This window comes from Nonomuraea sp. NPDC047529 (assembly GCF_040642995.1).
Classification (GTDB): Bacteria; Actinomycetota; Actinomycetes; order Streptosporangiales; family Streptosporangiaceae; genus Nonomuraea.
In genome coordinates this window covers 301,148-324,176 of sequence record NZ_JBEYTJ010000002.1, presented here as the reverse complement: position 1 = coordinate 324,176, position 23,029 = coordinate 301,148, and the positions used below count along the sequence as shown (strand labels likewise).

Here is a 23,029-nt window from a genome sequence, read left to right as displayed (position 1 = left end):
TGGAGAAGAGTAGGAACAATAGAGGAAAGGAGCTTTCCTAGATTGTCGTCAGGATCGAAGAATGTTGGAAACCTCGGCGCGGCTGCTGCGCCTGCTGTCCCTGTTGCAGGCTCATCGCGACTGGACCAGTACCGAGCTGGCCACCCGGCTCGGCGTCACCACCCGCACCATCCGCAATGACATCGGCCGGTTGCGCGAGCTGGGCTATCCGGTCGACGCGCGGCCGGGCGTGGCCGGCGGGTACCGGCTCGGCTCGGACGGCGCCCTGCCCCCGCTGCTGCTGGACGACGACGAGGCGGTGGCGGTCGCGATCGGCCTGCGTACGGCCGCGAGCGGCTCGATCGCGGGGATCGAGGAGACCTCAGTGCGCGCGCTGGCGAAGCTGCAACAGGTGCTGCCCTCGCGGCTGCGTCACCGGGTGAGCGCTTTCCAGTCGCACACGCTGCCGATGCCGTCGCGCGGCTCGCAGGTGGACCCCGACGTGCTGACCGTGATCGCGAGCGCGTGCCGTGACCATGAACGGCTCCGGTTCGACTACCGGACGCATTCCGGCACGGCCGGCCGCCGCTCGGTCGAGCCGTACCGCCTGGTCAACGACCGGCGGCGCTGGTACCTGGTGGCCTGGGACCTGGATAGGGACGCCTGGCGCACCTTCCGGGTCGACCGGATCGAGCCGCTGACGCCGACGGGACCGCGCTTCACGCCCCGCGCGCTGCCGCCCGACCCCGAGATCACGGCGCGGGTGGCACGCGGGGTCGGCGAGGCGACCTGGCGATACCGGGCCCGGGTGATCGTGCACGCGCCCGCGGCGTACGTGCGGGACCGGCTGCCGATCCCCATGGAGGTGGAGCCCCTGGGCGAGGACCGGTGCGCGTTCGAGCCGGGCTCGGACCATCCGGAGATGCTCGCCCTCTATCTCGGGCTGCTGGACGCGGACTTCACGATCGTGGACTCGCCGGAACTGGTCGACGCGCTGCGCAACCTCACGGACCGCTACCAGCGCGCGATCGACGCGGCCGGGCGGCCGTCCGCCGGGCCGACGGACCGGTGAGTCGGGCGAGGACGGCGGGCCCTTCGGCGGGGTACGGCGTCGAGTACCGGGTTGTCGGTGCCGCATGGCATGCTGCCTGACATGGCGGGAACCGATCCAGCACTTGTCACCCTGGTCCTCGGCGACGAGGAGCTGCTTGCCGAGCGGGCGGTGGGTGCTGTCGTCGCGGCGGCGCGGTCCGGCGATCCCGGGGCCGAGGTGCACGATCTCGTCGGAGGGAAGGTGGGCACCGGCGAGCTGACCCAGCTGACCTCGCCCTCGCTCTTCGGCGACCGTTCGGTGGTGGTGATCCGCTCGGCCCAGGATCTGCCGAAGGACGTCATCACCGAGGTGGTGTCGTACGCGAAGCAGCCGTCCGACGACACGGTCCTCGTGCTGGCGCACCCGGGTGGGGTGAAGGGGAAGGCGCTGGTCGACGGCGTGAAGAAGGCCGGGGCCAAGGTGGTGACGATCAACAAGGTCACCAAGGCCGGGGAGCGGCTGGAGTTCGTCAAGGCGGAGATCAAGCGGGCCGGGCGGAACATCTCGGGCGATGCGGCCCAGGCGCTGCTCGACGCGGTGGGCAACGATCTGCGGGAGCTGGCGGCGGCGTGCAACCAGCTCGCCTTCGACACCGAGGACAAGACGATCAGCGCGGCGGCCGTGGCGCGCTATCACAAGGGGCGGGCCGAGGTCACGGGCTTCAACGTGGCCGACTCGGCGATCGAGGGGCGTCTGGCCGAGGCCCTGGAGCAGTTGCGCTGGGCGCTGGGCACCGGGGTCGCACCTGTGCTGCTGGTGAGCGCGCTGGCCGGTGGGCTGAGGTCGCTGGCCAAGGTGGGCAGCGCGCCGCGCAACCTGCGTGGCGGGCAGCTCGCCGCCCACCTGGGCATGCCGCCCTGGAAGGTCGACCGGGTCAAGCGCCAGCTGAACGGCTGGGGGCCGGAGGGGCTGTCCCGGGCGATCCAGGCGGTGGCCACCGCGGACGAGCAGGTCAAGGGTGGCGGGGCGGACGCGGCGTACGCCCTGGAGCATGCCGTGCAGGTGGTCGTCGCCAGCCGTACAGGCCGGTAGCGAAACCCGCACGTGACCGGCGGTGCCCCCCAGGTCGGCCTCAGGCGGTGCGCAGGGGGCGGAAGAACGTGGTGAGGTCGGTCGTGAGCTGGGCCGGTTCTTCCAGGGGCATGAAGTGGCCGCCTCGGGCCGGGGTGTTCCAGTGGCGGAGGTCGGTCAGGGCACGTTCGGCGAGGCTGCGGGGGAACCGGGCCACCGAGGGCTCGTGGCTGAGCGTGACGGCCGACGGGACGGTGATGGGCGGCCGGGGCGGGTTGAGGTGCCAGTCGTAGTACGACTTGAACGAGGTGCCGATCGAGCCGGTGGCCCAGTAGAGGGTCAGCATGGTGAGCAGGGTGTCGCGGTCGAACCGGGACTCCAGGTCGCCCTGGCAGTCGCTCCAGGCCCGGAGCTTGTCCACGATCCACGCGGCCAGGCCGGTCGGTGAGTCGACCAGGGCGGCGGCGATGGTGTCGGGGCGCGTGAGCATGATCTCGCTGTAGCCGCCGTCGCGCTCGTCGTAAGCCGCCTCGGCGTCCAGGAACGCCTGTTCCTCGGGGGTCAGTGGCGGGGTGTCGAGGGAGGCGGGGACGGGCGGGTGGATCAGGTGGATTCCGAGCACCTGGTCCGGATACAGGGCGCCCAGCCAGCCGACGGCCGCGCCGCCGATGTCGCCGCCGAAGGCCCCGTAGCGTTCGTGGCCCAGCACCTCGGTCATGAGCAGGTGCAGCGTGCCGGCCATCGCGGCTCGGGTGAGGGGTTCGGCCGGCAGGCCGGAGTAGAGGAAGCCCGGCATCGACGGGATCACGACGTCGAAGGAGTCGCCGGGGTCGCCACCGTACCGGGCGGGGTCGGCCAGGCGGGTGGCCAGGGGCAGCATCTCCAGGAAGCTGCTCGGCCAGCCGTGGCAGAGCAGGATGGGCATCGGGTCGGGGCCGGCGCCGGGGACGCGCAGGAAGTGGAGGTCCTCTCCCTGCACGGGAGCCTTGTAGTGGTCCAGCTCGTTGAGTCGGGTCTCCTGGGCGCGGAAGTCGAACCCGTCGGCCCAATACGCCACCAGCTCCCGCAGGTAGGCCGGGTCCGTCCCGCCCTCCCAGGGACGGTGGTCGAGCGATCCGGTGAATCGGGCGTTGCGGAGACGGGTGCGCAGGTCGGCGAGTACGTCGTCGGGAACGTCAATGCGGAAGCGCGTCGTCTGCGATGTCGGGAATGTCATCTCAGCATGGTTATCACCGGACGCCTGTCGATCTCAATGCAATTGTTGAGGGTTGCTCTCCACGTAGAGCAGCAGCTGTTTGAGCAGGTTGTCCAGGGTGTCCTGGTCGCCGGGGGACAGGGCGTTCACCATGGCGGTTTCCAGCACGGCCAGGACGGCCATGGCGTCCATCCAGAGGTCGTGGCCCTTGGGGGTGAGTTCGACGTCCACGCGCCGGCGGTCCTCGGTGCTGCGGACGCGGCGTACCAGACCTGCCTTCTCCAGCGTGTCGAGGCGGCCGGTCATGCCGGCGGGGGAGAGCAGCAGTTCGGCGGCCAGCTCGGTGGGGGTGGCGGTGCCGTTGTGGGCCGCGAGCCTGTGGAGCGTCTGGAACTCGAAGTCCTGCACCCCGGTCTGGGCCAGCGCGGCGGCCTTGGCGTGGCCCAGGTGTTTCACCAGCGACTGCATGCGGGTCACGATCCCCTCCGCCCGCTCGTCGAAGGGGGCCTTGCCGCGCCAGCGGGCCAGATGACGATCGACGGAGTCCTCCACAGGACAGGATGATACGCCAACAAGTAATTTGTTGACGAATTATTCGCTGGCGAACTACATTTTCGGTCATGTCGTTCTCGTCGCTTGTCGCGTCCAGGAACCGGCTGCTGGCCGGGCGCTGTATGTCGGCGCTCGCCACGGCCATGATCCCCACCACGCTGACCCTGGCCGTGCTGCGCGCCACCGGGTCGGGGGAGGCCCTGGGGTTGGTGCTGGCCTGCGAGATGGTCCCGTTGTTGTTGCTGCTGCCCGTCGGGGGCGTGCTGGCCGACCGGATCAGGCCCGAACGGGTCGTCCTGGTGGCCGACCTCACGCGGTGCCTGGCGCAGGGGGCCATGGCGGTCGAACTGCTCGCCGGGGTGAACCGGGTGCCCGATCTCGCCGTGTTGTCGGCCGTCTCGGGGGCGGCGATCGCGTTCGGGAGCCCCGCGGTTCCGCGGCTGGTGGTGGCGGTGGTGCCGGGGGCGGACAGGCTGCGGGTGAACGCGCGGATCGGGGTGGTGACCAGCGTGTCGGCGGTGCTGGGGCCGGCGCTCGCGGGGACGCTCACGCTGGCCGTCGGGCCCGGGTGGGCGGCGGGGCTCACGGCGATGGTGTTCGCGTGCTCGGCGGTGACCCTCGGGGGAATCCGTACAGCAGTCATAGGCCGGGGCGCCGGGGAGCGTCAGGGCCGGGGGGCCGGGTTCGCGCGGGAGTTGGTCGAAGGGTTCGGGGAAGTCAGGAAGCGGCCGTGGTTCCTGACCTGTGTGCTGGGACATGGCGTGTGGCACTTCATGGCCGGTCTGTTCCTCACCCTCGGGCCGCTGGCGGCCGTGCAGCGGCTGGGAGGCGAGGCCGGTTGGATGATCATCGTGCAGAGCGGCACGGTCGGGCTGGTGGCGGGGGTGCTGGTCGCGCCGCGGCTGCGGGTGCGCAGGCCGCTGGTCGTCGTTCAGGCGGGGGCCGCGGTCTATCTGCTGCCCATGGTGGCGCTGCCGGTGGCCGTGGGGTTCGGGCTGTCGGTGGTGGTGGTCGCGGTGGCCTACTTCGTGGCCATGGTGGGGCTCGGGGTGCTCAGTCCGTTGTGGGAGACGGTGGTGGCCGAGGAGATCCCGGAGCGGGCGCTGGGGCGGGTGCGGTCGTTCGACCAGCTCATCTCGTTCGCGGCGCGGCCGGTCGGGCTGGCCGTCGCGGCGCCGCTGGCGGGGATGACCGGGATGGCGGCGCTGATGGTCACCGGTGGGGTGCTGGTCGCCGTCGCCAACCTCGTCGCGGTGGTGCGCTCGCCCGAGGCCGCGCCCCCTCGGGCTGCCGGGGACCGGGGTCAGGTGCCCGTCCGGCGGAGTGCCTGAGCGAGGGGGCCTGGGCGGGCGGGGGTCAGGTGAGGGCCGGTTCGCGGACGACGCCGTCGCTGATCTCCAGCACCCGGTCCGCCAGCGTGATCAGACTCGGGTCGTGCGTGGCGACCAGCGCCGTGACCCCTTCACTCCGTACGAGCGCCCGCAACAGCTCCATGATCTGCCGCCCCGTCTGCGAGTCGAGCTGCCCGGTGGGCTCGTCGGCCACCAGCAGCCGGGGCCGGTTGGCCAGGGACCGGGCGATCGCCACCCGCTGCCGCTGGCCGCCCGACAGCTCGTACGGCCGCTGGTTCACGTGCGCCTCCAGCCCCACCAGCGCCAGCAGCAGCCGTACCCGCTCCTCGCGCTCGGCGGACGGCACGCGGGCCAGCCGCATCGGCACCCCCACGTTCTCGGCCGCCGACAACACGGGGATCAGCCCGAACGACTGGAACACGAAGCCCACCACGTCCCGGCGCAGCGCCAGCAGGGCGTCCTCGGACAGGGACGTCACCTCGCGCCCGTCCACGACCACCCGCCCGGAGTCGGGACGGTCCAGGCCGCCGATCTGGTTGAGCAGCGTGGTCTTGCCCGACCCCGACCGCCCACGGACCGCCACCAGCTCCCCGGGGAACACCTCGAAGGACACCTCGCGCAGCGCGACGACCTCCTTGGGCCCGCTCCGGTAGACCTTGCGGACCCCCTCCACCACGACCAGGGGCTCATTGCTCATGGGAGGGCTCCTCTCGGGCGGGCCAGACGCCGATGTGGTCGGATTCGAGTTCGAGTCGCACCCGGCGCTCCATGTCCAGGGCGTTCATGAAGTCGCGCGGGAGCTGCAGGCGGCCCACGCGGTCCAGCACGGCGTACTCCTCGGCGACGATCTGCCCCTCGGCGCCCTCGCGCCGCAGCGTCTCGCTGCTGGTACGCCCGTCGCGGATGCCCACGGTGCGGTCCACCTGCTCCGACACCAGCGGGTCGTGGGTCACGATGACCACGGTCACGCCGAGCTCCCTGTTCGCCTTCCTGAGGGAGTCGAAGACCTGCCCGGACGTCTCGCTGTCCAGCTCGCCGGTGGGCTCGTCGGCCAGGATGAGCTGCGGCTCGTTCGCCAGGGCGACGGCGATGGCCACCCGCTGCTGCTCACCGCCCGACATCTCGGGCGTGCGGCGGTCGGCGCAGTAGCCGACGCCCAGGAGCTCCAGCAGCTCGCCGGCGCGGGCGCGGCGCGCCCGGTCGCCGCCGGCCAGCTTCATGGGCAGCTCGACGTTCTCCCTGGCGGTCAGGTACGGCAGCAGGTTCCGCGCGGTCTGCTGCCAGATGAAGCCCACCACGGAACGCCGGTAGCGCAGCCGGTCCTTGGCCGTCATGGCCAGCAGGTCGGTGCCGGCGACCCTGGCCACCCCGGCGGTCGGCACGTCGAGGCCCGACAGCACGTTGAGCAGCGTGGACTTGCCCGACCCTGACGCGCCGACGATGGCCACCAGCTCGCCCTTGTCGATCACCAGGTCGAGGCCCTGCAGGGCGACGACCTCGACGCCCTCGGTCTTGTAGATGCGGACGAGGTTGTCGCAGACGATGTGCGCGTCGGCCCCGAAGGCGGTCTTCTCCCGCGTGGCCTTGGCTTCCAGCTCTGACAGGGTCGGGTTCATGTGAGGTCCCCCACTCGAAGGACGGCGCCGAGGCTGCGACGGCGGCTGATGGCGGTGTGCGCGTACGCGCCGAGCACGGCCACGACGGCCAGCCCGGCCGACAGCGCGGTCGGCGTGATCAGGTCTAGGGAGTAGTCGCCGACGGGCAGGTCGCCGGCGTAGGAGGACAGGTCGACGCCCGGCCCGAGCGCCGCGGGCAGCCCGAGGCCGAGCAGGAGGCCGGCCAGCGCGGTCAGCAGGATCATCGGCATGATCTCCAGGACGGTGAGCCGCTGCGCCTGCCGGTCCGACAACCCCAGCGTACGCAGGAACGACAGCGCCCTGGCCCGGTCGGCCGCCCCGATCACCAGCGAGAGGATGACGGCGACCAGCGCGTACGCCGCCAGCGCGACCGTGACCACGACCAGCGTGGTGCGCACGGTGCTGGTCAGCGGGTCGTCCTGGATGGCGGCCAGGGCCAGCGGCTGGGACTCCACGGTGCCGAGCGGGACCATCCGGCGCAGCTCGTCGAGCGCGGGGTTGCCGCGGATGAGCAGGGTGTTCACGGCGGGCCGCACGAGCGAGTCCAGCGGCAGGATCAGGAACTTGCCCTGGTTGTAGAAGCCGGGCACGGAGGTGATCACGCCACCCTCGGGCACCTTGAGCCGCGACTGCCAGCCGATCTCGTAGGTGCCCCGCCCCTTCAGGTCGGGCGAGACGAAGGCGCCGCTCCCGGCGGGCACGCCGATCGGCGCCCCGGCCAGCACCCGCCGCCACTCGGGCAGGTTCACGGCGATGGCCTCGGCGCGCTCGGCGCCGTACCCGACCTGGACGCGGCCGGTCTGCGCGAGCACGACCTGCTCGACGCCCGGGGTCCTGCGCACCCGCTCGATCACGTCGGCCGGGATCTCGACCCGGGAGGTGACCTTGACCGGCGCGCCCACCTGCTGCCAGGACGCCAGCCGCTGCGTGCTCACCAGCCCGTCGGAGATCACCGCGGCGAACACCGACACGCCCAGCGCGGGCAGCAGGATCAGCACCGGCAGCACCGACGCCGACCGCGCCCTGGCAGCCCTGGTCAGCCCCAGGAAGGGCACGGCCCCCGGCCGCCGCGCGGCCAGCCGGACGAGCAGCCGCAGCGGATACGGGTAGCAGCGCAGGATGATCACGGCCGCGGCGAGCGTCAGCGCGATCGGCACCACCAGCAGGAACGGGTCGAACCCGGCCGAGGCGGTCAGCCCGCGGGTGCGCAGCAGGTAGGCCCCGGCCAGCGCGAGCACCACCACCAGCACCTCCAGCGTGAGCCGGCGGGCGGAGGGACGGGCGGTGCTGACGTCCTCACGCTGCTCGTGCAGCGGCACCCGGTGGGTGGAGGCCAGCGAGGCGGCGGTGAACCCGACGGCGGCCGCCATCACCAGCAGCGGCCCGACGTGCACGATCGGCAGCACGGGCCCGGGGACGAGCCAGGACAGCGCGTACCCGGCGAGCCCGGCGGGCACGACGGCGAGCGCGGTCAGCGCCGCGCCGGTGCCCGCCACCTGCCGCAGCGACCCGCCACGGGCCCGGGTCAGCGCCAGCGTGTGGTCGAGCCGGCCCGCCAGGAGCTGCACCGCCAGCACGATCACGCCGACCGCCACCAGCAGCAGGCCGCCGAGCACCAGGTACATCACGGTCTGCGCGGTGGACTGGGCCGCCACGAAGTCCGTCAGCAGCTTGGGCAGCGCGGTCAGCACCCGGTACGGGCTGAACGAGCCCGACGCCTGCAACCCGATCACCCGCTCGAACTCGCTGACGGCCACCTGGAGGTCGCTCGTGGCCAGCGCGTCGGCCTTGTCCGGGTCGATGGGCAGCACCCAGTAGTAGGACAGGTTGCGCCCGTCGCCGCTGAGCGCGGTCAGCCCGTCGTCCGACATGATCGTCGTGATGTGCTTCTCGAACTCCAGCTTGCCCGGCGGCAAGATCCTGGTCACGGACAGGATGTCGCTGTTGTGACTCCAGTAACGGTCGTCCGGCTTCTTGGCCTTGAACGCGCCGACCAGCTTCACCGCCACGTAGTGGCTCTCGCCGAGCACCTTGACCTGGCCGAGCCGCAGGTCCATCGCGGGCAGCGCGGACTCGACCAGGCCCACCTCGATCAGCGGGATCGTCTCGCCCTGGAAACTCATGGTGGAGGGCTTGCCCGGCGCGCGTCCCTGGGCCCAGTCGACCCGCCGGTCGGCGTCGGACAGCCAGCCGAGGTTCATGAACATGGTGCCGCCCGAGCCCTGGATCGGGGTGACCACGGTCTTGGCGCTCATGTGGCTGTCGCCCGTGCCGGGGGGGACGACCAGCGGCCGCAGAGCCGGGGGCACGAGCTGGCGCCAGCGCCGGTCCCTCGACTCGAACTGGTCGCGTTCGTGCAGGTCCTCCTCCTTCGACATCGACGCGACGGCCACGGTCAGGTCGGCCTGCTCGGCGGAGGCGGTCCTGAGCGCGTCGCGCAGCGCCTGGTCGAACGACAACTGCATCGCCCTGGGCAGCCCCGCGACGAGCAGGCAGGCGCTCAGCGTCAGCACGAAGAGCACGGCCACCGCGCCCAGGTGCGTCCGGGCCAGCAGCGGGATCCTCACTGTTCCTCCCGAAGGCCGAGACCCTGCCTGCGCAGGTTGCGCGCCAGCCCGGCGACGATGGCGAGCAGCACCGCGGTCACCCCGGCGAGCATGGCGGCCGTGGCACCCCAGGGGATGTCGAGCACCACGCCGGGGGTGACCGCCGACGCCTGCCCGGTCAGCACGATGTGCGGCACCACGAGCATGCCCACGACGACGGCGAGCCCGGTCCCGGCCGCCAGTGACAGCCCGATCACGAACGTCTGCTCCATCGCCAGCATCCCGAACACCTGCCGGGAGCTCACGCCGAGCGCCCGCAGGATGGCGAACTCGTTCATCCGCTCGCGGGCCGCGACCGCCGCGTTGACCAGGAAGCCGAGCGCCGCGAACACCAGCGCCGCGAGGAAGCCCAGCATCAGCGCCCCCTGGAGGCCGCTGGCCAGCGGGTCGTCCTGCATCTTGGCGGCCAGGGTGCGCTGGTCGATCGCGGTGACGTCCCAGGCGGGGCGGCCGGTGAGCGCGGCCGCCGCCCGGCCGTCCGGGGTGGCGAGCCACCACTCGGTGGCGGGCCTGGGCAGTTGCCCCGCCGCCAGATCCTGCGCCTGCATCGTCCCCCAGTCGGCCAGTACGGCGTGTTGCCCGGCAGTGGTCGTCGGCATCGTCTCCACGACGGCCACGACCTTGACGTCCATGACCCTGCGGTCGATGCTGGCCCGTCCCACCTGGCCGACGCCCAGCTTGAGCGAGGTCGCCAGGTCGGCGGTGAGCACCACGGGCAGCGGCCCCTGGACCGGCGGCGACCCGAAGGCGGCCGTGGCCGGCTGCCGTCCGGTCGCCTTCAACGACACGGCGGGCGCGGCCACCGGCTGCCCGTCCGCGCTGATCCCGGTCACGGTCAGGCTCCCGCTGCCGGAGGGCGGCGCGCTCGCGACGAGCCCGCGCAGCGACAGCGGGTACGTGATCTTCCCGCTCCGCCCCGCCAGCGCCGCCAGGTCCACGTCCAGGGTGCTCTCGCCGGCCTTCAGCACGCCGAGCGACACGTCCCGCCACACCCCCAGCGCGTCGGACAGCACCAGCCGAACCGGCAGGTCCGCGTCCGTCGTGGCGCGCAGGGTGAGCTTGGACGGTTGTCCCGGCAGGTCCAGCCTGCCCGCCTGCGGCCCGGCCAGCGCCTTGGACATCTCGGCGATGGGCCGGTCGGCCAGGTCGGAGCGGAGCTGGAACAGTGTGCCGAGTTTGGCGGCGTCGATGCCGATCAGGATGGCGTTCTCGCTGCTGACCTCGGTCTGGCCGCGGAAGACGGGCGAGGCGGCGGTCACGCCGGGCAGCGCCGTGAAGGCCGTGCCGCGTCCGAGCGGGCCCAGCTCGGGCGCGTCCGGCGGGCCGGACAGGCGCAGGTCGGCCCCGGCCTGGTGGCGGGCCTGGTCGAGCTGGGAGGCGCGCCAGGTGGCGGCGGTGGCCATGGACACGATGCCGATGGCGATGGCCATGGTGAGCAGCAGCGCGGGGCCGGCGTACTTGAGCGGCCGCCTGCTGACCTGCCACGCGCCGAGCGCGGGGGCCAGGGACGGGCGCCTGGAGGTGATCCGCTCGGCCACCTTGGAGATGCGCGGCACCAGCCGCAGGCCGAGCATGCCGCCGGTGAGCAGGGCCAGCGCGGGCCCGGAGATGATCAGCGGGTCGATGCCGAGCCCGCCGCCCGCGGTGGTGGTGACCGGCGCGCCGTAGTGCTGGAGCTGCCAGATCGCCAGGCCGGCCACGGCCAGCAGCGCGACGTCGGCGCCCGCGCGCTCGATCAGGCCGCGCCCGCCGCCGCGCCCGCGCGCCGACTGCTCCTCCACGTACGTGCGCCGCGCGCCCGCCAGCGCGGGCAGCACCAGCAGCACCGCCGAGGCCAGGGCGACCGCGATCGACACCAGGAACGTGCCCAGGCCGACCGAGGGGTCCAGCCGAACCCCCGACGCCTTGATCCAGGGAAGCTGGTTCACCAGCCCGAGCAGCGGTGGCCCGAGCAACGGCGCGACGATCGCGCACGGGACCGCCACCAGCAGCGCTTCGCCGCCGGCCAGCGCGGCCAGCCGCATCGTGCCCGCGCCGCGCGAGCGCAGCAGCGCCACCTCCATGCGCCGGTGGTCGGCCAGCAGCCGCGCGGTGAGCATCAGCGCGTACGCCGCCAGCAGCAGCAACTGCAGCACCGGGATCAGCATGGTCGAACGGGCCACCAGCGAGGCGGTGTCGAGCTGGGTGAGCATCTCGGGCAGGCGGCTGGTGGTCACGCAACTCGGGCAGGCGCCGGCCTTCAGGTGCGCGCCCACCTCGCCGACCGCCGCCGCCAGCGGACGGAGCTGGGCCGGCGTCAGCGAGCGCAGGTCGGGCTCGGCGGTCCAGGTGGCGTTCACGTTGGTGGCGAAGCGGGCGATGAACGTCTCGCGCGAGACCATCAGCGGCCCGTACGTGGTGAAGTCGCCGCGTTCGACGCCCCTGCTGAGCAACTGCTCCCCGGTCCAGCGCTCGCCGAAGGGGTCGTCGAGCTGGAAGACGCCGGTGATGCGCACCTGGACGGGCTCCGGCGACAGGCGGCCCACGGTGGTCAGCTCCTGGCCGACCTTGAACCCGGCCGCCGAGGCCGCCGACAGCGAGATCGCCGCCTCCACCCGGCCGTCGGCGGCCTTGGGCCAGGCGCCGGAGACGAGCTTGGCGTGCTGGTCGAGGCCGTCGTAGCTGCCGAACCTGAGCAGCTCGGGACGGTCCTGCTTCTCCTGGCCGGGCATGGCGTAGGAGTCGGAGTGGAAGCTCGTGGTGAGCGTGGGCGCCTTGGTGTACGCCTTGGCCAGCTCGGCGCGTACCGCCTGGTCGTAGACCGGGAACGTCTTGCCGGTGACGGGGGCGCTGATCGTCGCGGAGGTCTGGCGCAGGGAGGCGGTCTCCATGGTCCTGCGCACGCCGGCGTCGGCGATGGAGGAGGCGTACATGGTGAGCGCGACCAGCGTGGTGGTGGCGAGCAGGATCGAGCCGAAGGCGGCCAGGAGGAGCAACGGCTCGCTGAACGCCCGTTTGACGACCAACGGCCCCCGCATGTGTCCCCCTTCGTCCGTTTAGTGAACCCTCACGGAGAGGGCGGACGGGGGGCAAGGGATCTTGGTAAGGGATGCCCAGCCGATATCGGGCGGCGATGCCCATGTGATATCGAAACTGTGACAAAAAGCGCACAAAAACAAGAACGCCGCACCCCATGAGGAGTGCGGCGTCAGTGCTCCGCCGGACTGTGGCCCGGCGGCGGTGCCTACTTGGCAGCCAGGGAGGCGGCCTGCTTGGCGATCGCCGACTTGCGGTTGGCGGCCTGGTTCTTGTGGATGACGCCCTTGCTGACGGCCTTGTCGAGCTGGCGGGCGGCGACGCGCTGCAGCGCCGCGGCCTGCTCGACGTCGCCCTGCTCGGCGGCCTCGCGGAACTTGCGGACGGCCGTCTTCAGAGAGGACTTGACCGCCTTGTTGCGCAGACGGGCCTTCTCGTTCTGCTTGTTGCGCTTGATCTGGGACTTGATGTTCGCCACGAAGAAGCCTCGGTGAAAGTCTAAGGATGGATGGGGCGCGCGGGCTCGATGAGAGGGCGCGCCACACGCAAGTGAACAGGGTACCAATAACCCAGGTGGCTGCTCAAATCAACGCCCCGGGTGTTCTCAGTTTAGGCCAGCCAGCGGGTCATGTACTCCTTCCAGTCCTCTTCGGTGGCGGCGAAGTCGACGTACAGGGCCAGGCCGAAGCGTTCGCGGCGGCCGTGCTCGGACAGGGCCAGACTCGCGCCCTCGGCGGCCGTCGCCACGCTCTCGGCGGCGTCCAGCCAGGGCAGGCCGTGGTCGTGGTAGGCGGGGGCGCCGATGACCAGGGACTTGTCGTCGGGGACGAGGTGCAGGGCGAGCGCGGCCTGCCTGGCCACATAGCCGCCGTAGAGGGACTGCGTGGGGGCGCCCGAGTCGTACGTCATGATCGCGACCTGGTCCACCCGGTTCACGACCTCCTGGAAGTAGCCCTGCGACCAGTATTTGTCGTGGCCCAGGACGAGCCTGCCCGCCGGGCGCATGAGGGGATAGGGCTCGATCTGCGGGGTGGAGGTGGACAGCAGCCTCGTGTAGGCCCTCGTCCGCTCCAGCAGGTCGAGGAACTCGGCGTCGCCGTCGCCGATGGGCTCGAAGTTGTAGTGGATGCCGTCGTAGCCCGCCTTCATGATGTCGGCCACGCCGGCCAGGACGTTCGCGCGGGACGAGGCGTCGTCGAGGTCGAGGCCGTTCTTGACGCTCTGGCCCAGCCAGGCGGAGACACGCACGCCCGGCAGGTGCCGGTGCATCCAGGTCACGAAATCCGCGGACTTGGGGTGCTTGGCGGGGTCGAGGCGGCCGTCCCATTCAAACGGGCCGGAATGTACATACACGTCCTTGATGCCGGTGGTGCGCAGGCGTACGGCCAATTGCTCCACGTCCCGCTCCGTGCGGCGACCGTCGACCCAGGCGTGGCCGAGCCAGAGTGCGTCGTTGCCGGTGCTCTTCGCCCAGGCCGCCGGGGCACCGGTAAACTGAAGGAGGAGCGCGCCGGCGAGGAGGCCGGCCAGCGCCACCACGACGGCCGAGGCCAGCGCGACCAGGCGCAGGCCACGGCGGATGACGGTCCGGGTAATCACCCGGGCATGTCACCATGAAAGACGCTTGACCTCAACCCTGTCGAAACGGACTTCGGTGCGCACTCAGCCTGGCCAGACCGACCCCGCGTTGATCCGCAACTTCTGCATCATCGCGCACATCGACCATGGCAAGTCGACCCTTGCCGACCGGATGCTGCAGATCACCGGCGTGGTCGACGAACGCTCCATGCGCGCGCAATACCTCGACAGGATGGACATCGAGCGCGAACGCGGCATCACGATCAAGTCGCAGGCCGTGCGGCTGCCCTGGGACGGCCACGTCCTCAACATGATCGACACCCCCGGGCACGTCGACTTCACCTACGAGGTGTCCCGGTCGTTGCAGGCGTGCGAGGGCGCGATCCTGCTGGTCGACGCCGCGCAGGGCATCGAGGCGCAGACCCTGGCCAACCTCTACCTGGCCATGAACGCCGACCTGCACATCATCCCGGTCCTCAACAAGATCGACCTGCCCGCCGCGCAGCCGGAGAAGTTCGCCGAGGAGCTGGCCGGCCTGATCGGCTGCGACCCGTCCGACGTGCTCAAGGTGTCGGGCAAGACCGGCGTGGGCGTGCGCGAGCTGCTCGACCACGTGGTGCAGACCGTCCCCGCGCCCGTGGGCCAGGCCGCCGCCGCCGCGCGGGCGCTCATCTTCGACTCCGTCTACGACACCTACCGCGGCGTCGTGACGTACGTCCGGGTCATCGACGGCCATCTGAGCAAGCGCGAGCGCATCCTCATGATGTCCACCAACGCCACGCACGAGACGCTGGAGATCGGCGTCATCTCGCCCGAGCCCAAGCCCTCCGACCGCGGCCTGGGCGTCGGCGAGGTGGGCTACCTCATCACCGGCGTGAAGGACGTGCGCCAGTCGCGCGTCGGCGACACCGTCACCTCGTCGGTCAAGCCCGCCAAGGAGATGCTGGCCGGCTACGAGCACCCCAAGCCGATGGTGTTCTCCGGGCTCTACCCGATCGACGGCGACGAGTACCCCGAGCTGCGCGAGGCGCTCGACAAGCTCCAGCTCAACGACGCCGCGCTGGTCTACGAGCCGGAGACCTCGGCCGCGCTGGGCTTCGGCTTCCGCGTCGGCTTCCTCGGCCTGCTGCACATGGAGATCGTGCGCGAGCGCCTGGAGCGCGAGTTCGGCCTGTCACTGATCTCCACCGCGCCCAACGTGGTCTACCGCGTGGTCATGGAGGACGGTAAGGAGCTCACGGTCACCAACCCGTCCGAGTTCCCCACGGGCGGCAAGATCGCGCAGGTCTTCGAGCCGGTCACCAAGTCCACCATCCTGGCGCCCGCCGAGTTCATCGGCGCGATCATGGAGATCTGCCAGGGGCGGCGCGGCCAGCTCCTCGGCATGGACTACCTGTCCGAGGACCGCGTCGAGATCCGCTACACGCTGCCGCTCGGCGAGATCATCTTCGACTTCTTCGACCAGCTCAAGTCGCGCACCCGCGGCTACGCCTCGCTCGACTACGAGCCCGCCGGCGAGCAGGAGGCCGAGCTGGTCAAGGTGGACATCCTGCTGCAGGGCGAGGCCGTCGACGCCTTCAGCGCGATCGTCCACAAGGACAAGGCCTACTCCTACGGCGTCGACATGGCCAAGAAGCTGCGCGAGCTCATCCCGCGGCAGCAGTTCGAGGTGCCGATCCAGGCCGCCATCGGCGCCCGGGTCATCGCCCGCGAGAACATCCGGGCCATCCGCAAGGACGTCCTGGCCAAGTGCTACGGCGGTGACATCTCCCGTAAGCGCAAGCTGCTGGAGAAGCAGAAGGAAGGCAAGAAGCGGATGAAGATGGTCGGCCGCGTCGAGGTGCCCCAGGAGGCGTTCGTCGCCGCGCTGTCCACCGACTCCTCCGGCGCCGACAAGACCAAGAAGTAGCCGCTACAGGCCCATCACGGCGGGCGTTCGCGCGAGCGCCCGCCGGCGATTTCCCGGGTCGGGGAGCAGCCGGCGGGCCCGCAGGTCCATCAGCCCGCCCACTCCGGTCAGCTCGGCGGCCGGCTCGCCGTCCGCGCCCCTGAACTCCTGCCTGATCCTGAACGTCCTCCCCTCGCCCCACTCGAACGCGCACGTCACCTCGACCTCGTCGCCGGCACGCAGCTCGCGGTGGAAGCGGATGGTGCTCTCCAGCGTCACCGGGCCGACGCCGGCCTCCCGCAGGTCGTCGATCGAGATGCCGGCCGCGCGCAGGCACTCCCAGCGGGCGTGGTCGCCGTACTGGTGGTAGGCCACGTTGTTGAGGTGGCCCTGGGTGTCGAGCTCGTAGCCGCGTACGGCGATGCGTACCGAGAAGGTCATGATCGTTCCTCCAGCCAGGCGTGCGACTTGGCGGTGAGGTAGCGCAGGCCGTCGTCGCCGAGCTCCACCCAGTCGCCGCGGGCCCAGCCGCCCGTGGTCTGGGGGGCGAAGCCGTGCCGCTGGAACAGCGCCGACGCCTCCTTCTGGGTGAGGCCGCGGCGGCCCCACTCCGCGATGACCCGGGCCGTACGCTCGGCCTCGCCCGCCTCCTCGTCGCCGAGCGCGGCGGCCAGCTCCTCCAGGCCGCGCGCCATCAGACGCAGGGAGGCCTGCACGCGGGCGATGTCCATCGGGCGCTCCTCATCGCTGTTCGATCGGTGCCGATAGCTTAGCGATGGAAGCGGCTACCCTGAAAGGATGGAATTGGTACGTACGGAACGTATGGTCCTCTCCCGGGTACGCCTGGAGGACCTCGAAGCCGTGCACGAGATCCACGCCGACCCGCGGACGAACGTCTACAGCTCCGCCGGGCCCCCCGTGGACCTGGAGGCCAGCCGGGCCATGCTGGACCTGTGGCTGGCCGACTGGGCCGAGCGGGGGATCGGCTACTGGGCCGCCCGCCTGCCGGAGCGCGCGCGGGTGCTGGGCATCGGCGGCCTGCGGCACGCGACCCTGGAGGGCGAGGACGTGCTCCACCTCTACTACCGGTTCCGCCCCACGGTCTGGGGCAACGGGTACGCGGTCGAGCTCGCCAGGGCGGCCCTGCGCGTCGGGCGCGACCTGGGCACCGTGGTGGCCCTGATCGGGGACGGCAACGAGCCGTCCCGCCGGGTGGCGGAGAAGGCGGGCCTGCATAGGGAACGCACGATCCGGTACGGAGGCGTGCCGAGCGACCTCTACGTCGCCTGACCACTCAGGCCCGAGGGCCCCCGTCAGGGCGGGACCTCAGCAGGACGCCCGCCAGGGCCGCCAGGCCCGTCAGTGCCTGGGCCGCCAGGAACCCGCCCGGTGCGGCCGGCCCGGTGGCCAGCGCGACCACCGCGGGCAGGCAGCCGAGCAGCGCCAGGTCGGCGCCCGTCGCCGCCCACAACAGCGGCCCGGTCGGGACGGCGCCGCCGGGGGTGTCGATGACCGGCATCGAATGGTCGACCGGCCCCCTCCTGGCCATCCGCAGCGCACCGGCCGCGAGTGCGGGAGCCGCCGGCAGAGCGAACCACCACATACCGGACGGAAGGCCGCCGACCACCGCGACACCGGCCAAGGCCAGGCCCGCCCAGGTACCGCCCACCAGCGCGGGCAGGAGGGCTCGCGCCGCCAGCGCCGGACGCCGGCCCACGCCGGTCAGCCGGGCCAGGGCGGGGTTGTCGGCGTCCCTGCGCGCGCCGGACGTGCCGGACGCCGCCACCGCCAGCGCCCCGCCCAGCACGACCAGCCCGAGAACCGCCGGAGCGGCACCCGCCTGGGCGAACACGGCGGGCAACGCCGCGCTCGCGGCCGTGGCCGCCAGCCGCCAGGGCCGACGGCCGAGCCGCACCCAGTCCTGCCAGGCCAGCGCGAGCGGCGCGGGCAGCCCCGGCCACCGCCGCGAGGTGAGCTTCCTGGCCCGCCAGTGGTTGTCCTCGGCGATCCAGCTCAGCGCGCCGGGGTCGAGGGTGACGGCGGCGTTGGTGACGTGCCCGGCCCGGGTGGAGGCGGTCAGCAGCAGGCGGGTGGGGATGGCGGCCAGCGAACCCCAGGCCCGGCGGGCCAGGACGGCGGCGATCGCGGCCATGGCCGACGCCGTGGCGGCCGGCGCGGGCAGGGGCGCGTTCGCGGCGGCCGCGAGGGCCGTACGGGCCTGGCCGCTGACGGCGACCACGGCCAGCACGAGGAGCGCGGCCAGGACGCCGGTCAGCCAGGCGTTCCAGACCGGGGACGCTTGGGCGAGCACCGCCAGCGCCATGCCCGCCACGCTCGCCGCCGTGGCCAGCGCCAGCGCGGCGAGCAGCCGCCACACCAGCGCGCCGGGCGCGCCGAGCGCCGCGAGCAGCCCCAGCCCGAGCAGCAGCCCGGCCACCAGCGCGACGACCATGAGCACCCGCCCGGTCCGCCCGAGCAGCCGGCGCCGGTTCAACGGCGACATCAGCAGCCAGGACGCCTCCGCCGCGGGCACCATCACCGGCCCAGCCACCCGTGCCACGGCCAGCAAGCCCGCGAACGCCAGCAGCACCAGGGCGACCCCCGCGCCCATCCGCCCGGGCTCGACCGTCCCGGAAAGGCCCGACACCGCCGAGGACAGCGGCTGCCCGAGGACGGCGACCAGCATGCACAGGCCGAACAGGCTGACGTAGCGATCGACCAGACCGCCGCGAGCACGGCCGCGCGCCCGGACGAACGCCCGCACCGACCGCACACTCACCTCATGCGCACTCACCGCCCGCTCGCCTTCCGCCGCACTGCGCCGGCCCGCTGGGAGAACCGTCCGTCCTGGGAGAACCGTCCGTCCGCCTTGCGTGGCGGCTCGGCGGTGGGGCTGGGGTCGGGACGGCTCATGCGGGCACTCCGGCGGGGGAGACGCGGCGGGCGACGTCGGCGAGGGTCTGGTCGTGGGTGGCCATCACCACGGTGCCGCCCTCGTCCGCGTACTCTTCGAGGAGTTGGGCGAGCCGGACGCGGAAGCCGGCGTCGAGGCCGCGTTCGGGCTCGTCGAGCAGCAGCAGCGTGCTGGGCCTGAGCAGCGTGGCGGCCAGGCAGAGGCGCTGGCGCTGGCCGGTGGACAGGTTGAGCGGCGGCGCGTCGGCCCGTTCGGTCAGCGCGAACTCCTCCAGCGCCGACTCCACCGTCATGCGCGCCTCGGCGTGCACGGCCCCCATGAGCTCCAGGTGCTCGCGCGCCGTCAGCCCCGGGTACCAGGCGGGCTCGTCGCCGAGCAGCGCCACCCGGCGCCAGAAGGACGCGTCGTCGGCCGGTTCGGCCCCGAACACGCGTACCTCGCCGGAGGTGGCGGGCTGGAGGCCGGCCAGGCAGCGCAGCAGCGTGGACTTGCCCGAACCGTTGGGCCCCACGACCGCCACGATCTCACCCGGCTCGACGGCCAGTTCCAGGCCCCGGAGCACCGGATTGCCTCCGAGCTCGACCGAAAGTCCCGCGACATCGATGATCAGACCGCTCACCGTTCGAGCGTAGCCACCGACCCGGCCTCCCGCGTGACCGCCCTCCGCCCGATCCCGCCCCTCGGCCGCCGGCCTCCGGCAGGCATCCTCAGGGAAGAAGAGCGGGCTGCCCCGAGGAAGAGACACGGGCCTCTCCGGCCCCCTTCCAGAGCCCCTCCAGGGCGGAAGAGCCGATTCTGTCGGTGGTGGTCGCTACCTTTGCTGTTCCCGAACACCAGTGCTACTGGAGGGTGACGTGATTGCTTCTGAGCGATTCGAGCGTGCCGCTGTGCTGGGGGTGGCCGTGGCGGAGGAGACGCGGCGGCTGCTGCGGCTTCACCTGAGACCCGCCGAGGTGGGCGGCGACGGCAGGGTGGTGGTGGACGTGCCCTATCCCGACGCGGCCGTCGTGGCGGCGCTGCTCGACGTCGCGGCCGAGTGTTTCGGCGAACGCGGCGGCTCGGTCGAGGAGACCAGGCAGGCGGCGCTGGAGACCCTGTTACAACTGGCCGAGCTCGACGCCGACTCCCAGCTCGGCCAGATGTCGCCCGACGGTGACAATGTCCGCCTTTCTCCCTACAAGGGCTGAGAAAAGCGGAAAAAACAGTGCAGAACACCTCGATCTGTCCGCTACGGTCGCGGCATGCGCATCCTCTCCGTGAACGTCGGGAAGTCGTTCGACGCGGAATGGGCCGGCAAGCTCGGCCGTACGGCGATCGACAAGCGAGCCGTGACCCACCGGGTGGAGGTGCTGCACAACGGGCTCGCGGGCGACGAGCGGGCCGACACGCCCAACCACGGCGCCCCCAGCCATGCCGTCTACGCCTACGCCCGCGAGGACTACGACTGGTGGCAGGGCGAGCTGGGCCGCGACCTGCGCGACGGCCGTTTCGGGGAGAACCTGACCACCGACGGCCTCGACGTCAACGGCGCCCTCGTGGGCGAGCGGTGGCGCGTCGGCAGCGCCCTGCTGGAGGTGACCGGCCCGCGTACGCCCTGCGTGGTGTTCCGCAACTGGATGGACGAACCGGGCTGGCTCAAGCGCTTCACGCAAGCCGCGCGGCCGGGTGCGTACCTGGCCGTGGTGGAGCTGGGCGAGCTGGGCGCCGGCGACGAGGTGGAGATCGTCTCGCGCCCGGAGACCGGGATGACGGTGGCCGACGTCTTCCGCGCCCGCCACGGCGACGCCGACGCGCTCGCCCGCGTGCTCGCGGTCCCCGGCCACGCCCCCGAATGGGACGAGCTGGCCGCCCGAACAGGCCGGGCGGGCGACTGAGGAGGCCGCCCACCCGGCCCGGCGCGTCAGCGCAGGACTGAGTACAGGGCCGAGGTGAGGGAGGCGCGGGCGTCGTCCTGGTCGATCGACCACATCATCGAGCCGCCCAGCCCCTTGAGCCGGATGTAGGCCGCCTTCTCCAGCAGCGACGCCGGGTCGTCGTAGGACCAGAACTCGTTGCCGTCGTACAGCCACATCGCGCCGGTGCGCAGGTCGCGGTAACGCTTGCCCGGCTTGGCCGCCAGGTCCTTGTAGTCCTCGCTGCCCGCCCCCCACTTGCCGGCGGCCGGTCCGGTCGCGGGCTGGTAGAGGCCGTCGCCGCCGCCGGTCACGCCGGTCCAGCCCTGCCCGTACGCGGGCACGCCCACGACGATCTTGCGCCCGGGCGCGCCGCGCGACAGGTAGTCGCGCACGGTCTGGTCCACGCTGTACCTGACGGGGTTGGGGTCGCGCCGGTCGTTGAACAGGTTCCCGTTGTGCCCGGTCCGCGACTCCCACGTGCCGTGCAGGTCGTACCCCTGGACGGTGGCGAAGTCGAGCGACCGGAACACGCGGCGCACCTCGAACCCGGCGTCGATCTTGGCGGCGGCGGCCGGGAGGAAGGCCGTGAGCTGGGAGGTCGCGGAGAAGGCCCGGAGCTGGGCGCGCAGCTCCTCGACGAAGAGCGTGAAGTTCCGCTTGTCCTCGGGCCTGATCACGTTCCCGTCGTTGCCCGCCGAGCCGGGCCACTCCCAGTCCAGGTCGATGCCGTCGAACACGCCGGCGCCCGCGCCCGGCTCCAGGCCGGGCAGGTTGCCGCGCAGCCACAGGTCGACGCACGAGCGCGCCAGCGCGGCCCGGGACTCGGGGGTGAGCACGGCGTCGGAGAAGTACTTGGAGCCGGTCCAGCCGCCGAGCGACATCAGCACCTTGAGGCCGCGATGCTTGGCCTTGAGCTTGCGGAGCTGGTTGAGGTTGCCGTTGAGCGCCTGGCCGGGCTGGTCGGCGACGCCGTCCACGCTCTGCTCGGCCGGCACCGGGCGCTGCCAGTCGGCCCACGGGTCGGCCGAGTAGCAGGAGCCCTCGGCGTTGACGAAGCCGAAGGCGTAGTTGAGGTGGGTGAGCTTGGCGGCGGCGCCGGTGGCGTCCACGTCCTTGACGTGGTAGTTGCGCCCGTACACGCCCCACTGGATGAAGTAGGCGACCCGCTTGAATCCGGAGTGGGCCTCGGCGGGCACGGAGACCGCCGTCAGCCCGAGTAAGAGCGAGAGTGCGAGGACGATCTTCTTCACGGGCGCTCCTGGGGGTGAACTTATAGGAAACTTTCCTATAAGTTGACGCGATCGTAGAACCGTCACCCCTCGCCGTCAACGACGAGCGCGACCTCCTCGGCGCTCGACAGCAGCTCCCACGCGCGGGCCGGGTCGCCGAACAGCGACAGCACCAGCTCGGCCACGTCCTGCCTGGTCGAGGCGGCCCTGAGCAGCGCGAGGACGTGCTCCGCCGGAGGGCGCAGGAAGGCGTTCGTCCACGCGGTGACCGGCCCGGCCGCCACCCACATGCGCCGGGTCACCTCCCGCGCGAACGCCGCGTCGTACGGCCCGCCCGCCGCGACGGCCTCGGCCACGATCGGCTCGGGAGGCAGGGGCGAGCAGCGCCTCGGCGAACTCGTGGACGGGCACCCGGGCCAGCACTTCGAGCGGACCGCCCGGGATCGCCTCGACCAGGACGCCGCCGCGCACGCCGGCCCGCGTCATCATCGCCATGCTCAGGATCTCGCCGCAGCCGGGCGAGATGTTGAACCCGAAGGCCGGGCCCGGATCGAACCCGCGGAACAGCCCGGCCGCCAGGACCCGCTGCGGCGCCAGGTACGGGGACCGCGCCGGATCGCGCGGGAACAACTCGCGCACCGAACGCCTCCCGGTGGCCACCACCATCAGCTCGTGCCCGCGCGACCAGCGGTCGACCTGGCCCGCGTCCGGCTGGAGGGGATCGACGACCAGGTGGCCGCCCCTGCTCGTGTAGTCGTCCATGAGCGCCGGCAGCAGCACCCGGAAGTCGACCGCGTGGAACGGCTCGGCCACGCGGGCCGTGAACTCCAGCGGCGGATCCCCCTTGATCGAGAGCCTGCCGGCGGTCAGCAGGCAGCCCGGGTCGAGGAAGTGCAGGCTGCCCAGCTCCCGCTCGCGGGCCTGCGCGCGGGCCATCCTGCCCACGGTGTTCGGCAGCCGCCCGCGTCCCAGGTCCTCCGCGTCGCCCTCGCTGTAGAGCGTGGTCGGGACGCCGAGCTGCTGCAGCCGCAGCGCCAGCGTCAGCCCGGAGATCCCGGCGCCCACGATTCCGACGCCCGTCATGT

The 23,029-nt window shown here is 72.2% G+C and carries 22 protein-coding genes; 7 read left to right on the top strand and 15 right to left on the bottom strand.

Annotation, left to right across the window (positions count from 1 at the left end):
- The first annotated feature begins 61 nt into the window (after positions 1 to 61).
- Positions 62 to 1,051 carry a YafY family protein gene (locus ABZ815_RS05120; RefSeq protein ID WP_357694147.1) on the top strand — a complete coding sequence of 330 codons (990 nt, stop codon included), beginning with the start codon at positions 62 to 64 and terminating at the stop codon, positions 1,049 to 1,051.
- Between the two features lie 81 nt (positions 1,052 to 1,132).
- Complete coding sequence (gene holA / locus ABZ815_RS05115; RefSeq protein WP_357694145.1) at positions 1,133 to 2,104, top strand: DNA polymerase III subunit delta; 972 nt, start codon at positions 1,133 to 1,135, stop codon at positions 2,102 to 2,104.
- Between the two features lie 40 nt (positions 2,105 to 2,144).
- Here holA and ABZ815_RS05110 read toward each other — a convergent pair whose 3' ends face one another.
- Both ABZ815_RS05110 and ABZ815_RS05105 read right to left on the bottom strand, forming a co-directional pair.
- Entirely contained in the window at positions 2,145 to 3,299 is a 1,155-nt protein-coding gene (locus ABZ815_RS05110) for an epoxide hydrolase family protein (RefSeq protein ID WP_357694143.1), read from the bottom strand.
- A 33-nt stretch (positions 3,300 to 3,332) separates the two neighbouring features.
- The gene (locus ABZ815_RS05105) at positions 3,333 to 3,830 is read right to left on the bottom strand and encodes a MarR family transcriptional regulator (protein WP_357694141.1); all 498 of its coding nucleotides are present in this window, start codon (positions 3,828 to 3,830) and stop codon (positions 3,333 to 3,335) included.
- Positions 3,831 to 3,898: 68 nt separating this feature from the next.
- Between ABZ815_RS05105 and ABZ815_RS05100 the strand changes: the two genes are divergently transcribed.
- A complete protein-coding gene (locus tag ABZ815_RS05100; RefSeq protein WP_357694139.1) occupies positions 3,899 to 5,161 on the top strand; it encodes an MFS transporter in 1,263 nt (420 codons plus the stop codon).
- Between the two features lie 25 nt (positions 5,162 to 5,186).
- Here ABZ815_RS05100 and ABZ815_RS05095 read toward each other — a convergent pair whose 3' ends face one another.
- From ABZ815_RS05095 to ABZ815_RS05070, 6 genes are all read right to left on the bottom strand, one after another.
- Complete coding sequence (locus ABZ815_RS05095) at positions 5,187 to 5,879, bottom strand: ABC transporter ATP-binding protein (protein ID WP_357694137.1); 693 nt, start codon at positions 5,877 to 5,879, stop codon at positions 5,187 to 5,189.
- A complete protein-coding gene (locus ABZ815_RS05090) occupies positions 5,869 to 6,798 on the bottom strand; it encodes an ABC transporter ATP-binding protein (protein WP_357694135.1) in 930 nt (309 codons plus the stop codon). The genes ABZ815_RS05095 and ABZ815_RS05090 overlap by 11 nt, the downstream gene beginning before the upstream one ends.
- The gene (locus ABZ815_RS05085; RefSeq protein WP_357694133.1) at positions 6,795 to 9,386 is read right to left on the bottom strand and encodes an FtsX-like permease family protein; all 2,592 of its coding nucleotides are present in this window, start codon (positions 9,384 to 9,386) and stop codon (positions 6,795 to 6,797) included. The genes ABZ815_RS05090 and ABZ815_RS05085 overlap by 4 nt, the downstream gene beginning before the upstream one ends.
- Positions 9,383 to 12,442 (bottom strand): ABC transporter permease, encoded by a 3,060-nt coding sequence (locus tag ABZ815_RS05080; protein WP_357694131.1) that lies wholly within the window; start codon positions 12,440 to 12,442, stop codon positions 9,383 to 9,385. Before ABZ815_RS05080 ends, ABZ815_RS05085 begins: the two co-directional genes overlap by 4 nt.
- A gap of 206 nt (positions 12,443 to 12,648) precedes the next feature.
- The gene (rpsT, locus tag ABZ815_RS05075; protein ID WP_352352450.1) at positions 12,649 to 12,918 is read right to left on the bottom strand and encodes a 30S ribosomal protein S20; all 270 of its coding nucleotides are present in this window, start codon (positions 12,916 to 12,918) and stop codon (positions 12,649 to 12,651) included.
- 131 nt (positions 12,919 to 13,049) lie between these two features.
- Positions 13,050 to 14,039: a hypothetical protein gene (locus ABZ815_RS05070; protein ID WP_357694129.1), complete on the bottom strand. Its 990-nt coding sequence runs from the start codon at positions 14,037 to 14,039 to the stop codon at positions 13,050 to 13,052.
- A 55-nt stretch (positions 14,040 to 14,094) separates the two neighbouring features.
- Between ABZ815_RS05070 and lepA the strand changes: the two genes are divergently transcribed.
- The gene (gene lepA / locus ABZ815_RS05065; protein WP_357694127.1) at positions 14,095 to 15,927 is read left to right on the top strand and encodes a translation elongation factor 4; all 1,833 of its coding nucleotides are present in this window, start codon (positions 14,095 to 14,097) and stop codon (positions 15,925 to 15,927) included.
- A gap of 3 nt (positions 15,928 to 15,930) precedes the next feature.
- Here lepA and ABZ815_RS05060 read toward each other — a convergent pair whose 3' ends face one another.
- A complete protein-coding gene (locus tag ABZ815_RS05060) occupies positions 15,931 to 16,347 on the bottom strand; it encodes an acyl-CoA thioesterase (protein WP_357694125.1) in 417 nt (138 codons plus the stop codon).
- Complete coding sequence (locus tag ABZ815_RS05055; protein ID WP_357694123.1) at positions 16,344 to 16,637, bottom strand: hypothetical protein; 294 nt, start codon at positions 16,635 to 16,637, stop codon at positions 16,344 to 16,346. Before ABZ815_RS05055 ends, ABZ815_RS05060 begins: the two co-directional genes overlap by 4 nt.
- 67 nt (positions 16,638 to 16,704) lie before the next feature.
- Here ABZ815_RS05055 and ABZ815_RS05050 point away from each other — a divergent pair, with 67 nt between their 5' ends.
- Positions 16,705 to 17,196, top strand: coding sequence for a GNAT family N-acetyltransferase (locus ABZ815_RS05050; RefSeq protein ID WP_357694121.1), 492 nt, complete (start codon positions 16,705 to 16,707; stop codon positions 17,194 to 17,196).
- A gap of 4 nt (positions 17,197 to 17,200) precedes the next feature.
- Here the strand turns inward: ABZ815_RS05050 and ABZ815_RS05045 are convergent, their stop codons facing one another.
- From ABZ815_RS05045 to ccmA, 3 genes are read right to left on the bottom strand one after another with little or no spacing between them, the layout of a single operon-like run.
- Positions 17,201 to 18,700 (bottom strand): DUF6297 family protein, encoded by a 1,500-nt coding sequence (locus ABZ815_RS05045; protein WP_357694119.1) that lies wholly within the window; start codon positions 18,698 to 18,700, stop codon positions 17,201 to 17,203.
- Positions 18,697 to 18,819, bottom strand: coding sequence for a hypothetical protein (locus ABZ815_RS05040; protein ID WP_357694117.1), 123 nt, complete (start codon positions 18,817 to 18,819; stop codon positions 18,697 to 18,699). The genes ABZ815_RS05045 and ABZ815_RS05040 overlap by 4 nt, the downstream gene beginning before the upstream one ends.
- Entirely contained in the window at positions 18,816 to 19,439 is a 624-nt protein-coding gene (ccmA, locus tag ABZ815_RS05035) for a heme ABC exporter ATP-binding protein CcmA (protein WP_357694115.1), read from the bottom strand. Before ccmA ends, ABZ815_RS05040 begins: the two co-directional genes overlap by 4 nt.
- A 235-nt stretch (positions 19,440 to 19,674) precedes the next feature.
- Here ccmA and ABZ815_RS05030 point away from each other — a divergent pair, with 235 nt between their 5' ends.
- Positions 19,675 to 20,007, top strand: coding sequence for a hypothetical protein (locus ABZ815_RS05030; RefSeq protein WP_357694114.1), 333 nt, complete (start codon positions 19,675 to 19,677; stop codon positions 20,005 to 20,007).
- 54 nt (positions 20,008 to 20,061) lie between these two features.
- Positions 20,062 to 20,694 carry an MOSC domain-containing protein gene (locus ABZ815_RS05025; RefSeq protein WP_357694112.1) on the top strand — a complete coding sequence of 211 codons (633 nt, stop codon included), beginning with the start codon at positions 20,062 to 20,064 and terminating at the stop codon, positions 20,692 to 20,694.
- A gap of 26 nt (positions 20,695 to 20,720) precedes the next feature.
- Here ABZ815_RS05025 and ABZ815_RS05020 read toward each other — a convergent pair whose 3' ends face one another.
- Both ABZ815_RS05020 and ABZ815_RS05015 read right to left on the bottom strand, forming a co-directional pair.
- Positions 20,721 to 21,965, bottom strand: a complete 1,245-nt coding sequence (locus ABZ815_RS05020; RefSeq protein ID WP_357694110.1) for a glycoside hydrolase family 18 protein — start codon at positions 21,963 to 21,965, stop codon at positions 20,721 to 20,723.
- A gap of 75 nt (positions 21,966 to 22,040) precedes the next feature.
- Positions 22,041 to 23,027 (bottom strand): styrene monooxygenase/indole monooxygenase family protein, encoded by a 987-nt coding sequence (locus ABZ815_RS05015; protein ID WP_357694108.1) that lies wholly within the window; start codon positions 23,025 to 23,027, stop codon positions 22,041 to 22,043.
- Positions 23,028 to 23,029: the final 2 nt, after the last annotated feature.